The sequence below is a fragment of the Polaribacter sargassicola genome, from assembly GCF_021991835.1.
Lineage (GTDB): Bacteria > Bacteroidota > Bacteroidia > Flavobacteriales > Flavobacteriaceae > Polaribacter > Polaribacter sargassicola.
Genome location: NZ_JAHDAU010000005.1, coordinates 107205 through 120870 on the forward strand (window position 1 = coordinate 107205; position 13666 = coordinate 120870).

At 28.7% G+C, this 13666-nt stretch carries 11 protein-coding genes; 5 read left to right on the forward strand and 6 right to left on the reverse strand.

Translation table 11 applies throughout. The features are described 5' to 3' along the window. The first annotated feature begins 2 nt into the window (after positions 1 to 2). Complete coding sequence (locus KI686_RS09615) at positions 3 to 2459, forward strand: exopolysaccharide transport family protein (protein ID WP_237589071.1); 2457 nt, start codon at positions 3 to 5, stop codon at positions 2457 to 2459. 60 nt (positions 2460 to 2519) lie between these two features. Here the strand turns inward: KI686_RS09615 and KI686_RS09620 are convergent, their stop codons facing one another. Continuing rightward, the gene (locus KI686_RS09620; RefSeq protein ID WP_237589072.1) at positions 2520 to 2993 is read right to left on the reverse strand and encodes a nucleoside deaminase; all 474 of its coding nucleotides are present in this window, start codon (positions 2991 to 2993) and stop codon (positions 2520 to 2522) included. 72 nt (positions 2994 to 3065) lie between these two features. Next, positions 3066 to 4463, reverse strand: coding sequence for a class II fumarate hydratase (fumC, locus tag KI686_RS09625; RefSeq protein ID WP_237589073.1), 1398 nt, complete (start codon positions 4461 to 4463; stop codon positions 3066 to 3068). A 157-nt stretch (positions 4464 to 4620) separates the two neighbouring features. Between fumC and KI686_RS09630 the strand changes: the two genes are divergently transcribed. Next, positions 4621 to 4794 carry a hypothetical protein gene (locus tag KI686_RS09630; protein WP_237589074.1) on the forward strand — a complete coding sequence of 58 codons (174 nt, stop codon included), beginning with the start codon at positions 4621 to 4623 and terminating at the stop codon, positions 4792 to 4794. 241 nt (positions 4795 to 5035) lie between these two features. On the opposite strand, the gene KI686_RS09635 is transcribed toward KI686_RS09630, so the two are convergent. The 3 genes from KI686_RS09635 to prfB all read right to left on the reverse strand — a co-directional run bounded on the left by KI686_RS09635 (position 5036) and on the right by prfB (position 9064). Beyond that, entirely contained in the window at positions 5036 to 7492 is a 2457-nt protein-coding gene (locus KI686_RS09635; RefSeq protein ID WP_237589075.1) for a TonB-dependent receptor, read from the reverse strand. 104 nt (positions 7493 to 7596) lie between these two features. Continuing rightward, complete coding sequence (arsC, locus tag KI686_RS09640; protein WP_237589076.1) at positions 7597 to 7938, reverse strand: arsenate reductase (glutaredoxin); 342 nt, start codon at positions 7936 to 7938, stop codon at positions 7597 to 7599. Positions 7939 to 7960: 22 nt separating this feature from the next. Then, the gene (prfB, locus tag KI686_RS09645; protein WP_237589077.1) at positions 7961 to 9064 is read right to left on the reverse strand and encodes a peptide chain release factor 2; all 1104 of its coding nucleotides are present in this window, start codon (positions 9062 to 9064) and stop codon (positions 7961 to 7963) included. Positions 9065 to 9152: 88 nt separating this feature from the next. Between prfB and KI686_RS09650 the strand changes: the two genes are divergently transcribed. Genes KI686_RS09650 through KI686_RS09660 form a run of 3 tightly spaced genes read left to right on the forward strand, consistent with a single transcriptional unit; the run spans position 9153 to position 13184 of the window. Beyond that, the gene (locus KI686_RS09650; protein ID WP_237589078.1) at positions 9153 to 11573 is read left to right on the forward strand and encodes a zinc-dependent metalloprotease; all 2421 of its coding nucleotides are present in this window, start codon (positions 9153 to 9155) and stop codon (positions 11571 to 11573) included. Further along, positions 11573 to 12106, forward strand: coding sequence for a P-loop NTPase family protein (locus KI686_RS09655; protein WP_237589079.1), 534 nt, complete (start codon positions 11573 to 11575; stop codon positions 12104 to 12106). The genes KI686_RS09650 and KI686_RS09655 overlap by 1 nt, the downstream gene beginning before the upstream one ends. A gap of 58 nt (positions 12107 to 12164) precedes the next feature. Further along, a complete protein-coding gene (locus KI686_RS09660; RefSeq protein WP_237589080.1) occupies positions 12165 to 13184 on the forward strand; it encodes a threonine aldolase family protein in 1020 nt (339 codons plus the stop codon). Here the strand turns inward: KI686_RS09660 and KI686_RS09665 are convergent. Next, positions 13181 to 13666, reverse strand: coding sequence for a hypothetical protein (locus KI686_RS09665; RefSeq protein ID WP_237589081.1), 486 nt, complete (start codon positions 13664 to 13666; stop codon positions 13181 to 13183). The genes KI686_RS09660 and KI686_RS09665 overlap by 4 nt on opposite strands.

A 13666-nucleotide genomic window follows, 5' to 3' on the forward strand; every position in this document is an offset into this window, starting at 1 on the left:
ATATGGAAAACAAAGAAAAAAGTAACTTTAATACTACACACAATACATTTAATTTTAAAGCATATGTGTTTAAGGTAATATCTCATTGGAAACTTTTTTTTGTAACTATTATAATTGCTTTAGTTATAGCTAACTTTATGAATGGTTATAAACAAAAAAGATACAGTTTAGATACAGTAATTTCAGTAAAAAAAGAAAATAACCCTCTATTTTCAACAGGAACAAATATTGCATTCAATTGGGGTGGATCCAGTAATGAGGTAGAAACTATAAAAGTAATTTTAGGTTCTAGGTCTCATAATGAAAAAGTAGTAAAAAAATTAAATTTTTTTATAAATTATTTAAAAGAAGGAAGATATAGAAAAGAAGATGTATATGGGTATACACCATTTATAGTAGACCTTAATACTAGTAAACCTCAATTATTTAATAAGCTTTTAAAAATTGAAATTACAGGATCAGATACTTATAATTTATCATTTGATTTTGGTGATTCTAATGATTTGATTGTTTATGATAGCAATACAAAAAGTCAATTTATTTCTAAAGAAATAAATTTCTCTAAAGAGTTTAAAGTTAATGAATTGGTAGATACTCCGTGTTTAAATTTTACAATAAATAAAGTTAATAATTTTACGATAGGAGAAGTATATTTTATTAGTTTTAGTAGTTTTGATGGAACAGTTGCTTCTTATAGAAATGTTAGTGTAAGAGATTTAGTTGATGGAGCGTCTTTAATAAATTTGTCTTTAAAAGGTTCAAACAAAAAAAGAATAGAAACTTACTTAAATACTACTGTAGAAGTTTTAGAACAAGACAAACAAGAACAGAAAATTTTATACGCTAGAAAAACTAAAGAATATATAGATGATTTATTTTTAAAAGAACAGGATAGTCTTACTAGAATAGAGCAAGAATTAGGTATATATAAAGAAAGTAATAATATTTTTGACTTATCAACCGAGGGATCGCAAGTATATGAACAAATTTTAGAGTTAGAAAAAGAAAAAAAAGTAATTTTAGAGTATAATGATTATTTAGATAATTTAAAAACATACATATTATCACATGAAGAATATTCAGAAGGAATTCCTATTCCTGCTTTAATTACAATCCAAGACCCAAAGATTGTTTCAGAAATTACAATACTTATTGAAAAAGCTACTTTAAGAGAAAATTTAAAAAGAACAGTCACCGATAATTATCCTGGGTTAGTTAAATTAAACTCAGAAATTTCGATTGCAAAAAATAATTTATTAGAAAATATTTTAAATTTAAAAACAATAAATAATAGTAAATTAAAAAAAATTAATAATAGTTTATTAGACTCTAATAATAAATTAAAGAAATTTCCAAAGAAAGAGCAAGGTCTTATAAAATATCAAAGAAATTATGAAATTTCAGAAGCTAATTATAATTATTTAAAGCAAAAAAGTTACGAAGCAGGAACTGCTATTGCTGCAAACGTTTCTGATATTAAAATTATTGATAAAGCTAAAGATTTAGGGCAAAGTCCTAATTATCCGGTACCTAAATTTAATTATTTGGTAGGTTTAATGATGGGGATTGTCATTCCTTTATTTTATATAATAATTAAAGAGGTTTTAGATAATAAAATTCATACAACAGAAGATATTCAAAATAATTATGCAATACCTATTCTTGGGGTTGTTGGTAGAAACGAAAGTAAAAATAATTTAGTCGTTTTTGATAGACCAAAATCTTCTGTAGCTGAATCTTTTAGAGCTTTAAGATCTAATATTCAATTTTTATTTAAAAACTTAGAAACAGATAAATCAAAAACTTTAGTAGTAACATCTTCCGTTAGTGGAGAAGGTAAAACAATGATGTCTATTAATATGGCAACTGTTTTTGCTATGAGTGGTAAGAAAACAATTCTTGTAGGTTTAGATCTAAGAAAACCAAAAATTTATGATGATTTTAATTTTACTAACGAGATAGGTGTTGTAAATCATTTAATTAATCAAAAAACTTTAGATGAAATTATATTACCTACTGAAATTCCAAATTTGGATTTAATTTTATCAGGTCCAATTCCACCAAATCCTTCAGAATTATTATTAAATGATACTGCCGATAAAATGATTAAAGATTTACAACAGAAATATGATTATGTAGTTTTTGATACACCTCCGGTTGGGCTTGTTTCTGATGCTTTAGAGTTGTTTAAATATGCAGATGCTATTATGTATGTTATTCGCCAAGGTTATTCAGAAAAAGGTATGATGAGAATGATTGATAATAAGTATAAAAATAAAGAAGTTTCTAATATTAGTTATGTTTTGAACGATTTTTCAGTTAAAAACAAATATGGCTATGGTTATGGATACGGTTATGGCTATGGTTATGGATACGGCTATGGAAAGTATACTAATGGTTATCATGAAAATGAAAAAAAGAAGAATATTTTTTATAGAATAAAAAAAGTGTTTAGGTAATAAAAAAAACGTGTATCAGTATTTGATACACGTTTTTTTTACTTTTTAATTCTAAAATACTTAATATTGAATTTTATCTTGCTTTTCAGTCCATTTATTAAATGATTCTAAAGCAATATTTCTACCTATTTGTTGAAAAGGAATACTTCGTTTTTCATAAGGTAATGGAATTTCTTTGTATATAAATTGATCATCAAAACCGATATTAGCAGCATCTTGTTGGTTACTGCCATAAAAGACTCTATCTGGTCTAGCCCAATAAATAGCACCTAAACACATAGGGCAAGGCTCACAAGATGTGTAAATGATACAACCATCTAATTGAAATGAATTAATATTGTTACAGGCATCTCTTATTGCAGTAACTTCTGCATGTGCAGTTGGATCATTTGTAGATGTTACTTTGTTATTTCCACGACCAATTATTTCTCCATCTTTTACAACGATACAACCAAAAGGGCCTCCTTCATTATTACTCATACCTTCTAAAGCTGCTTTTACAGCTTCACTCATAAATTTTTCGTGTTTGTTCATTTTATTATTTAATTTAAGCAAAAAAAAGCTGCATAATATTATGCAGCTTTTAAATTTTTGATGCTAATATTTTTATTTTAAACTGCCAGTCATTTCTTCTGGTTTAACCCATTCATCATATTCTTCTGGAGTAACATATCCTAAACGTACAGCTTCTTCTTTTAAAGTTGTTCCGTTTGCATGTGCTGTATTTGCAATTTCAGCTGCTTTATAATAACCTATTTTAGTGTTTAAAGCAGTAACTAACATTAAAGAATTATTTACCAATTCTGTAATTCTTGTATGATTTGGTTCTATACCTGAAGCACAATGTTCATCAAACGATTTACAAACATCTCCTATTAATTGGGCAGATTGTAAAACATTTGCAGCCATAGCAGGTTTAAATACGTTCAATTCATAATGTCCTTGTGCACCACCAACTGTAACAGCAACATCATTACCCATAACTTGTGCACAAACCATTGTCATAGCTTCACATTGTGTAGGGTTAACTTTACCAGGCATAATAGAAGAACCAGGTTCATTGGCAGGAATAATAATTTCACCAATACCAGATCTTGGTCCAGAAGCCATTAAACGAATATCATTTGCAATTTTATTTAAAGAAACCGCAATTTGTTTTAAAGCGCCATGAGTTTCTACTAAAGCATCATGTGCAGCTAGAGCTTCAAATTTATTTTCTGCAGTAACAAAAGGTAAACCAGTAAACTCTGCAATGTATTTTGCAACTAAAACATCATAACCAGCAGGTGTATTTAAACCTGTACCAACAGCTGTACCACCTAAAGCTAATTGAGATAAATGCTCTAATGTATTATTTAAAGCTTTTAAACCAAAATTTAATTGCGCCACATAACCAGAAAATTCTTGACCTAAAGTAAGTGGAGTAGCATCCATTAGATGTGTACGGCCAATTTTAACAACATCTTTAAATGCTTCTGATTTTGCTTTTAAAGTATCTCTTAATTGTGTAATACCAGGAATTGTAGTTTCTATAATTTTCTTGTAAGCAGCAATGTGCATACCTGTAGGAAAAGTATCGTTTGATGATTGAGATTTGTTTACATCATCATTTGGTTGTATCGTCTTTTCTCCTTCTCCTATAACTTTACCAGCAATTTCATGAGCTCTGTTTGCAATTACTTCATTAACATTCATGTTAGATTGTGTACCAGAACCAGTTTGCCAAATTACTAAAGGAAACTGATCGTCTAGTTTTCCTTCTAAAATTTCATCACAAACTTGTGCGATTAAATCTCTTTTTTCTGTAGATAAAACACCTAATTCACAATTTGTATAAGCTGCCGCTTTTTTTAAATAAGCAAAACCATATACAATTTCTAAAGGCATAGAAGCAGGAGCGCCAATTTTAAAGTTGTTTCTAGATCTTTCTGTCTGTGCTCCCCAATATTTATCTGCAGGAACTTCTACGTTCCCCATAGTATCTTTTTCTATTCGATATTTCATAATTAGTGTGTAAATTTTAGATTAACAAATTTACAAAAAACAATGATTACTCTTGGTTGATAATTATCATTTTTAGTTGATAAAAAAAATATATTTTGATGCGTTATTATTAAAAATAAATATTATTTTTGTGATTATAATTTTTCAAAATATACAAATGTTAGATTTTTCAGAATTTTCAGGATTGGTTTTATTCATGTTTATTTTTACAGCTGGTTTTTGGTTGTTATTATTCTTATTAACATTTGTAGTTCCTTATTGGATTGGTGGAACTATTTGGGAGAACATGAAATTAAAAAAAGAAGCTAAAAAAGCTGCTGAAGGTAAGTAGTCTTTTTTTACATAATTTATATAAACTCGCTTAAATAAAATTTGAGCGAGTTTTTTTGTGTGCAAGAGTGAGCGCGTTAGGGATTGCAATGGCATCCTTTTTATGTAAAAACCTCATTAACTAAATTAAGTATTATCTTAAATATAGTTAATGAGGTTTTTTATTATTTAATGACTTTTATTGTCATAAAAAGATATAATGGAAAGCCTGTTAAAACGCCCATATAAATCTTGCTAGATTTTTAGAAATCTCCATCTCCTTCATTATCTTCTCTATCTTCTAAATTACCTTTTTTCTCGGCTTTCTTTTGTTGATTAAATCTATAGTTAAAGGTTAAAGAAATCTGACGCATTCTTCTTTGAAATATTTGGTTAGAAATATTTGAAGGATCTTCTCTACTAGGTGAATAAGCAGAAACTTCGTACTTTCTAGAGTTAAAAAGATCATTTACATTAAGTACAAGAGTTCCTTTTTCTTTTAAGATATCTTTACTAAAAGCCAAGTTTGCAGATAAGATTCCTTTAGTATCATTTTGTGCGTCATTTTTAGGACCTCTGTAGAATACTCTTGTTTGAGATTGAATATCCCAAGGTAACGTTATTTTAGCATCGAAACGTGTAAACCAAGAATCACTTTTTGTGTCAAAATTTTGTAAAACACTTGTAACTTCTCCTGTTGTAAGATCTGTTAAGTTATATGTATATTCTCCGTTTGTTTCAAATTGAAAGTAGTTAAAACTACCAGATAATTTTATTTTTTGAGTGGCATTATAGTTGGCTGTAAACTCAAAACCTGCTCTATCTTCTGAGGCTAAATTTATAGGTTGTCTTATTAAAACGTTGGTAATTTCATCATTGATAATTCTTGTTTCTTGTCTGTTTACCCTTTCTATATTATTAATAGAGTGTTGGTAGTAAATTGAAGAGTTTAATGTGAATTTTCCCCATTTATTTAAGTACCCTAAATCAAATGAGTTTGTGTAGGTAGGGTCTAAATCTACATTACCTTTAGAGAAAATAACTTCACTTTCTCTACTTTCAAAAGGATTTAAGTATCTAGAATTTGGTCTTCTTAGTCTTCTGCTATAACCTAATGTAAAGCTTTGATCTTCATTTAATTCATATCCAAAGTTTAAAGTAGGAAATAAATCTGTATAATTTTTGTTATAGTTTTCGTTAGTGTTAATTAACTTAACATCAATATTTGTAATTTCTGTACGTAAACCTAATAAATAAGAAAACTTATTAATTTTACTACCAAATTGTGTGTAAAAAGCGTTTACTTTTTGATCGAACTCTAAGTTATTAGAAGGATTATATTCTGGGTCTAAATTAGGCGCTACTACAATATAATCTGAAGTTAATTCTTGAAAATTACCACGATAACCTGCTTCAAATTGAGAGTTTTCTCCAAGAGGTAAAACATAATCTACTTGAATAAGGTTGTCATAAGAAATTTCATCTGTTGTGTTTGTTTCTGGGTTTACATCTATAATATTAGCAGATTCATACTCTTCGCTTTTACTATGTTGTAAGTCTATAGATAATTTATGTCCTTTATCATTAAAATTATTTATGTAATTTAAAGAAAATTGTAAGGTTTTGTCTTCTTCATCTTCGTCTTGTATACGAATAGAATTGTACAAATTATTTCCGCTAGGATCAAAAGAGCTTATATTATTGGTAGAAATGTTATCACCATCAGAATCTCTTGCAAAAATGGTTCCTGTAATAGAACTTTTATCATTAATAAAATATTCTAAACCAATATTACCATTAATTCCTTTTTGGTATCTATCATTATCTCTATTTTCAATTCTAACACTATCAATACTTCCGTCTGTTAAATAGGTAATATCAGAATCATAAACACCAGGGCTACCTGTATCTCTATAACCTAAGTTAGAAAAAAGGTTTATTTTGTTAGTACGTAAATTTAAATTTACACCTGCTTGATAATTTTTAGGATCACCAACGGTAGCATTTACAGAACCATTAAAACCATTTGCTTGTCCTTTTCTTAAAATAATGTTTAAGATTCCTGCTGTTCCTTCAGAGTCATACCTTGCAGAGGGAGAGGTGATTACTTCAACTCTTTCAATAGCATCTGAAGGTAATTGTCTTAATGCATCTGCACCACTTAAACCTACTAAAGCAGAAGGTTTACCGTCTATTAAAATTCTAACATTTTCACTACCTCTTAAGCTTACTGCTCCTTCGGCATCTACATCTACAGATGGTACGTTATCTAAAACGTCTGAAGCAGAACCACCTTTAACAGTCATGTCTTTACCAACATTGTATATTTTTTTATCTAAACGAATATCTACAGTAGATTTTTCTGCTATTAAAACAACTTCATCTAAACTACTAGAATCTTCTACAAGTTTTATAACTCCTAAATCTTTATTGCTTGTTATAGATTGTGTAGGAATTTTTTGTGTTTTAAAAGAAATAAATTCAATACTTATTTCATAATTTCCTTTATCTATAGATACTTTAAAAGCACCTTGCATGTCTGTAATACCTCCAGAAACTACTTGTGTTTCTGTGTTTTTTATAACAACAGTAGCGTATTCTAAAGGTTGGTTTGTATTAGCATCAATTACTTTACCAGAAATGGAAACTTTATCTCCTGTTTGGGCTAATAAAAAAGTTGATGTTAATAAGAAAAATAATAAAAGTGTAATTTTTTTCATTTGTGTCTTTTGGCTGATTATATCTAGTTAAGACAGCAAAGTTCTTGTTAAGTTTAATCTTTATTAGTTAAATAAAAGTTAAAGAAAATTTAAAAAAGTTAAATCTAAATTATAGATTCAATATTTTCAGTAGGTCTACCTACAACTGCTTTATTATTATTGATAATAATAGGGCGTTCTATTAATTTAGGATTTTCTACCATAGCTGTAATAATCTCATCATCAGATAAATCTTTTCCTTTATAATTTTCTTTCCATATTTTTTCTGTCTTTCTAACCAGTTGAATAGGAGTAAAGCCTAGTTTTTCTATAATTTCTGATAATTCTTTTTCTGACGGAATTACATCTAAGTATTTAATAATTTCGAATTCTTTACCAGCATTTTCTAAAAAAGCAACACCTTGTCTAGATTTAGTACAACGTGGATTGTGATATATTTTGATCATTTTTTCTTAAATTTTAGTGTTTTTAATTTTGATTGCTAGTTTTTTGACCATTTAACATAAGATAAGCTTTTAGAAAAGGATTTATATTTCCATCCATTACTGAATCTACATTACCTGTTTCATGTGCTGTTCTTACGTCTTTTACTAATTTATAAGGATGCATCACATAATTACGAATTTGGCTTCCCCATTCGTTTTTCATCTTATTAGCTTCTATGTCGTTTCTGGCAGCTTGTTGTTTTTGTAGCTCAATTTCGTACAATTGAGATTTTAACATTTGTAAAGCAGTTGCTCTATTATCATGCTGAGAACGAGAATTAGAACATTGAATTTGAATACCTGATGGTTTATGATGTAATTGAACTTTTGTTTCTACTTTGTTTACATTTTGTCCACCAGCACCACTAGATCTAGCAGTTGTTATTTCTATATCTGCAGGGTTTATTTCAATTTCTATAGAATCATCTGCAACCGGATATACATAAACAGAAGCAAAACTTGTATGACGTTTAGCGTTAGAATCAAAAGGAGAAATACGTACCAATCTATGTACACCATTTTCACCTTTTAACCACCCAAAAGCATAATCACCATCAACCTCTACAGTAACTGTTTTTATACCGGCTGCATCACCAGCTTGGTAGTTTAATGTTTTTAATTTAAAACCTTGTTTTTCTGCCCACATAGTGTACATTCTAAACAACATTTCTGCCCAATCGCAACTTTCTGTACCTCCAGCGCCAGCTGTAATTTGAATAACTGCTGATAAAGCATCACCTTCTTCGGAAAGCATGTTTTTAAATTCTATATCTTCTAAAAAGGTACTTAATTTTTCAAATTGCTCTTCAATTTCACTTTCTTCAACTTCACCTTCTTTATAAAAATCATATAAAACAACAACATCTTCATTAAGGGTAACAGCTTTATTATAATCTTCTACCCATTTTTTCTTAAAACGTAATTCTTTCATTACTAACTCTGCAGCTTTTGGGTCATTCCAAAAATCTGGATTTGCAGTTTTTTCTTCTTCGTTAGCAATTTCAATTAGTTTTTTATCAATCTCTAAATAAGATTTAAGTTTATCTATTCTGATAGCAATATCTTTAATTTGGTCTTGTGTAATCATAGATTTACAAAAATAAATGAAATTTTAAGATTTCAAGTTTTAAAACCTAATAGTTATTTTATAGTTTTATGCAAAATATAATTTAAATATGAAAAAAATACTACTTGCCTTATTTATTATAACCGTTTCTATGGATGGTTTTTCACAGTTTTTTACAGAAAAAACAGGTAATAAATTACAAAAAGGAATTACCAAATACGAAGGTTATTTTACTTTTTATTATGATGACAATTCTGATAAATTATTTTTAGAAATTGATGATTTAGAAACAGAATTCCTATACGTAAGATCGCTTTCTGAAGGAGTAGGCTCTAATGATATTGGTTTAGATAGAGGACAGCTAGGTGGTGGCGTTGTTGTATCTTTAAAAAAAGCAGGTAACAAATTATTGTTAATTCAGCCAAATTTAAATTATAGAGCAATTACAGATAATAAAGAAGAAAAGCAATCTGTAAAAGAAGCTTTTGCAAAATCGGTTTTGCATGGTTTTAAAATTAAAGAAACTAAAAAAGGTAAGTATTTAGTAGATGCAACTGATTTTTTTATGAGAGATGCGCATGGAGTTGCTGCAAAATTAGCTAGAAATAAACAAGGTAGTTATAGTTTAGATAAGAGTAAATCTGCTTTTAATTTAGAAAGAACAAAAGCATTTCCTAAAAATGTAGAATTTGATGTTTTATTAACTTTTAAAGGATCTGCAAAAGGTTCTTACATAAGAAGTGTAACGCCTAATTCTAGTTTAGTAACTGTACATCAACATCATTCTTTTGTAGAATTACCAGATGATAATTACAAACCAAGAAAATTCGACCCTCGTTCTGGTGGTTTTTCAATGTCTTATTTAGATTATGCAACACCAGTAAATGAATCTATAAAAAAACAATTTATTCGTCGTCATCGATTAGAAAAGAAAAATCCTGACGCAGCAATATCAGAAGCAAAAGAACCAATTATTTATTATTTAGATAGAGGTACACCAGAACCAGTTAGATCTGCATTGTTAGAAGGTGGTCGTTGGTGGAATCAAGCTTTTGAGGCTATTGGTTATAAAGATGCTTTTCAAATGAAAATGTTACCAGAAGGTGCAGATCCGTTAGATGTGCGTTACAATATGGTACAATGGGTACACAGATCTACACGTGGTTGGAGCTATGGTTCTAGTATTTCAGACCCAAGAACTGGCGAAATTATTAAAGGCCATGTTAGTTTAGGAAGTTTAAGAATTCGTCAAGATTTTTTAATTGCACAAGCATTGCAAGCACCTTATGCAAATAATAATACAGATGATGATTTTGCTTTGCAAATGGCAGTTGCAAGAATTAGACAATTATCTGCTCATGAAATAGGACATACTTTAGGTTTTGCTCATAATTTTGCTGCAAGTACAAATGGTAGAGCATCGGTAATGGATTATCCTCATCCAAAATTTACTTTAAAAAACGGTAAAATAGATTTTTCGAATGCTTATGATGATAAAATTGGAGATTGGGATAAAATAACGGTTTCTTACTTTTATCAAGATTTTAAATCGGATGAAGAAAATCAATTAAATAAAATTTTAGAAGATGCCGCAGTAAAGGGATTTAAATATTTGTCAGATTCAGACGCTAGACCACAAGGAAGTGCAAGCGCATCTGCACATTTATGGGATAACGGAGACAATATTTATAAAGAATTATATAATTTATTAGAGATAAGAAAAACGGCTATTGGTAATTTTTCTACAGATAATATTAAAACAAATCAACCATATTCTGTTTTAGAAGATGTTTTTGTTCCTTTATATTTTTTACATAGATTTCAAACAGAAGCAACAGTAAAAATAATTGGTGGTTTAGAATATAGTTATGCTGTAAAAGGAGGTAAAGAAACAATTGTAGAAAGAGTTTCTGGTACAGAAGAAAGAAATGCTTTGCAAGCAATATTAAAAACAATTGCTGTAGATGAAATTGCCATTCCTAAAGAAAAATTGGCTTTGTTTCCGCCAAGGGCGATAGGATTTAACAGAACTAGAGAGTCTTTTAAAAGTGATTTAGGTGTAGAGTTTGATGCTTTTGGAGCAGTAGAAACTGCAAGTGAAATGACGTTGAGTTTATTATTAAATCCGCAAAGAGCATCAAGATTAATTGCACATAAAAGTTTAGATAAAAAACAACTAGGTTTAGATGAGTTAATTGATGAATTAGTTGCAAAAACAATTAGTAAATCACACAAAAACACATACTATCAAGAGCTACAGAATGTAATTAATACAAAAGTTTTAGAAAACTTATTTTATTTAGCTTCATATCAAAATCAATACAAACAAGTAAATGCAATTGTGTTGTTTAAGTTAGATGAAATAAAATCGATCATTCAAAATAAAAAATCATCAGGTATTCAAAAAATTTATGATGCTTCAATGATTAAAATGATTGAAGGTTTTATTAAAAATCCAACAAAGTTTCAAAAGTCTGATGCACCAACAATCCCTGATGGTTCTCCGATAGGAAATGATTATCAGTATTAATGATAAAAAAAATAATTATAACTGGTACAACTTGTACGGGAAAAACAACTTTAGGTAAGAAATTATCTAAAGAATTTTTCTTACAACAAATCGATTTAGATGATATTCATTTTTTGCCTAATTGGGTAGAAAAAGAGAAAACTCTTTTTGTAAAAGAAGTAAGTGAAGAGTTGAATAAGTATAAAGAATGGATTGTGTCTGGGAGTTATCAATCTTTATTAAAAGATACACTTTGGCAAGAAGCTAATATAATTATTTGGTTAGATTATCCTTTAAATTTAATTCTTAGAAGATACTTTATAAGGACTTACAAAAGGATTGTTTTAAAAGAAAAATGTTGTGGAGAAAATTATGAGACTTTAAGCAAAACTTTTTCAAAAGAGAGTTTATTTCTATGGATTTTTAAAACTTATTGGAAAAGAAAGAAAAGAATGCATCACTGGAAAGAAAACTTATTTCCTCATAAAAAATGGGTTGTTTTAAATAATCCAAGAGATGAAAAAATGTTAAAGAGTTTATTGTCTGTAGAATAAATTTTCTCAGAATTAGTAAAATTAAGAAACGAGTTTTATAGTTAAAGATAAAAAATAAATGATCATAGATTTAATTTCTGATACTGTTACCAAGCCAACAAAAGAAATGTTAGCGGCAATGATAAATGCTAAAGTTGGTGATGATGTTTTTAAAATGGATGCCACAACAATAGAGTTGCAAGAAAAAGCAGCAAAACTATTTGGTATGGAAGATGCTTTATTTTTCCCTTCTGGTACCATGGCAAACCAAACAGCAATAAAATTACACACCCAACCTGGTGATAAGTTGTTTTGTGATAAATATGCACACGTTTATAATTACGAAGGAGGAGGAGCAGCCTTTAACTCTGGCGTTACTTGTAAATTAATAGATGGAGAAAGAGGGATGTTTACTGCCGAACAATTAGAAGAAGCTATTGCTGGCGGATTTGATATTCACACGCCTTTTGCAAGTTTAGTTTGTATAGAAAATACAGCAAATAAAGGAGGTGGTGCTTGTTGGGATTTTACTGAGTTAGAAAAATTACAAAAAGTTTCAAAACAAAATAATTTAGCTTTTCATTTAGATGGTGCACGTTTGTTTAATGCATTAGTTGCTAAAAATGAAACACCAAAGCAATACGGAAAACTTTTTGATACAATTTCTATTTGTTTATCAAAAGGATTAGGAGCGCCAATTGGTTCTATTTTATTAGGTTCTAAAGAGCATATTGCAAAAGCATTACGAATTAGAAAATTATTAGGTGGTGCAATGCGTCAAGTTGGTTATTTAGCAGCAGCAGGTATTTATGCACTAGATAATCATGTACAAAGATTGGCAGAAGATCATCAAAAAGCAAAAGAAATAGGTAAAGTTTTAGAATCTGTTTCTTATGTTACAAAAGTAGAACCAATAGAAACTAATATTGTTATTTTTTATGTTGATGAAAAAATAGGTGCTAACAATTTTATAACAAAAATGAAAGAAAAAAATATTCTATTAACTCCTATGGGAGAAGGTAGAATTAGAATTGTAACTCATTTAGATTATACAGATAAAATGCATGAAATCTTAATAAAAGAATTGCAAAGTTTTTAGAAATAAAAACGAACTATAGGAGAAAATGGTGATGCATAAATACTTTTATTATCATCATATAAAACATCATATCTAAAACCTACAGCAAAATTACCTTTGTTGTAGGCAGCTCCTAAATACAAGGCAGGAAAACTTCTGCTTTCAGATCCAAAATTATTAGTTTGTTTGGCAAAAGATTGTTCAAATTCTCCAGAAAGTTGAATTTCTACTTTAGGAATTTGGTATAAAGAAATAATGCTAGCACCATAAACATTGGTTTTAGAATCATTTATTTTACTATAAATGTAAGTTACACCAGTACCTAAAGAAAGACCATTATCAAAATCATAAATTGCACTTGGCGAAATACCAATAGTAGTTTCTGATCCAAATGCCATGGTAAAACCTCCACCAAACCTTACATCTTTCCAAAATTCAGAAGATTGTTGAGAGAATAAAGAAACAGAAAAAAATATAAATATTAAAAAGCTATTTTTTTTCAT

Excerpts from the sequence above, each read along its gene's own strand:
- KI686_RS09615 (WP_237589071.1), top strand. The coding sequence starts at position 3 with ATGGAAAACAAAGAAAAAAGTAACTTTAATACTACACACAATACATTT.
- KI686_RS09620 (WP_237589072.1), bottom strand. The coding sequence starts at position 2,993 with ATGAACAAACACGAAAAATTTATGAGTGAAGCTGTAAAAGCAGCTTTA.
- fumC (WP_237589073.1), bottom strand. The coding sequence starts at position 4,463 with ATGAAATATCGAATAGAAAAAGATACTATGGGGAACGTAGAAGTTCCT.
- KI686_RS09630 (WP_237589074.1), top strand. The coding sequence starts at position 4,621 with ATGTTAGATTTTTCAGAATTTTCAGGATTGGTTTTATTCATGTTTATT.
- KI686_RS09635 (WP_237589075.1), bottom strand. The coding sequence starts at position 7,492 with ATGAAAAAAATTACACTTTTATTATTTTTCTTATTAACATCAACTTTT.
- arsC (WP_237589076.1), bottom strand. The coding sequence starts at position 7,938 with ATGATCAAAATATATCACAATCCACGTTGTACTAAATCTAGACAAGGT.
- prfB (WP_237589077.1), bottom strand. The coding sequence starts at position 9,064 with ATGATTACACAAGACCAAATTAAAGATATTGCTATCAGAATAGATAAA.
- KI686_RS09650 (WP_237589078.1), top strand. The coding sequence starts at position 9,153 with ATGAAAAAAATACTACTTGCCTTATTTATTATAACCGTTTCTATGGAT.
- KI686_RS09655 (WP_237589079.1), top strand. The coding sequence starts at position 11,573 with ATGATAAAAAAAATAATTATAACTGGTACAACTTGTACGGGAAAAACA.
- KI686_RS09660 (WP_237589080.1), top strand. The coding sequence starts at position 12,165 with ATGATCATAGATTTAATTTCTGATACTGTTACCAAGCCAACAAAAGAA.
- KI686_RS09665 (WP_237589081.1), bottom strand. The coding sequence starts at position 13,666 with ATGAAAAAAAATAGCTTTTTAATATTTATATTTTTTTCTGTTTCTTTA.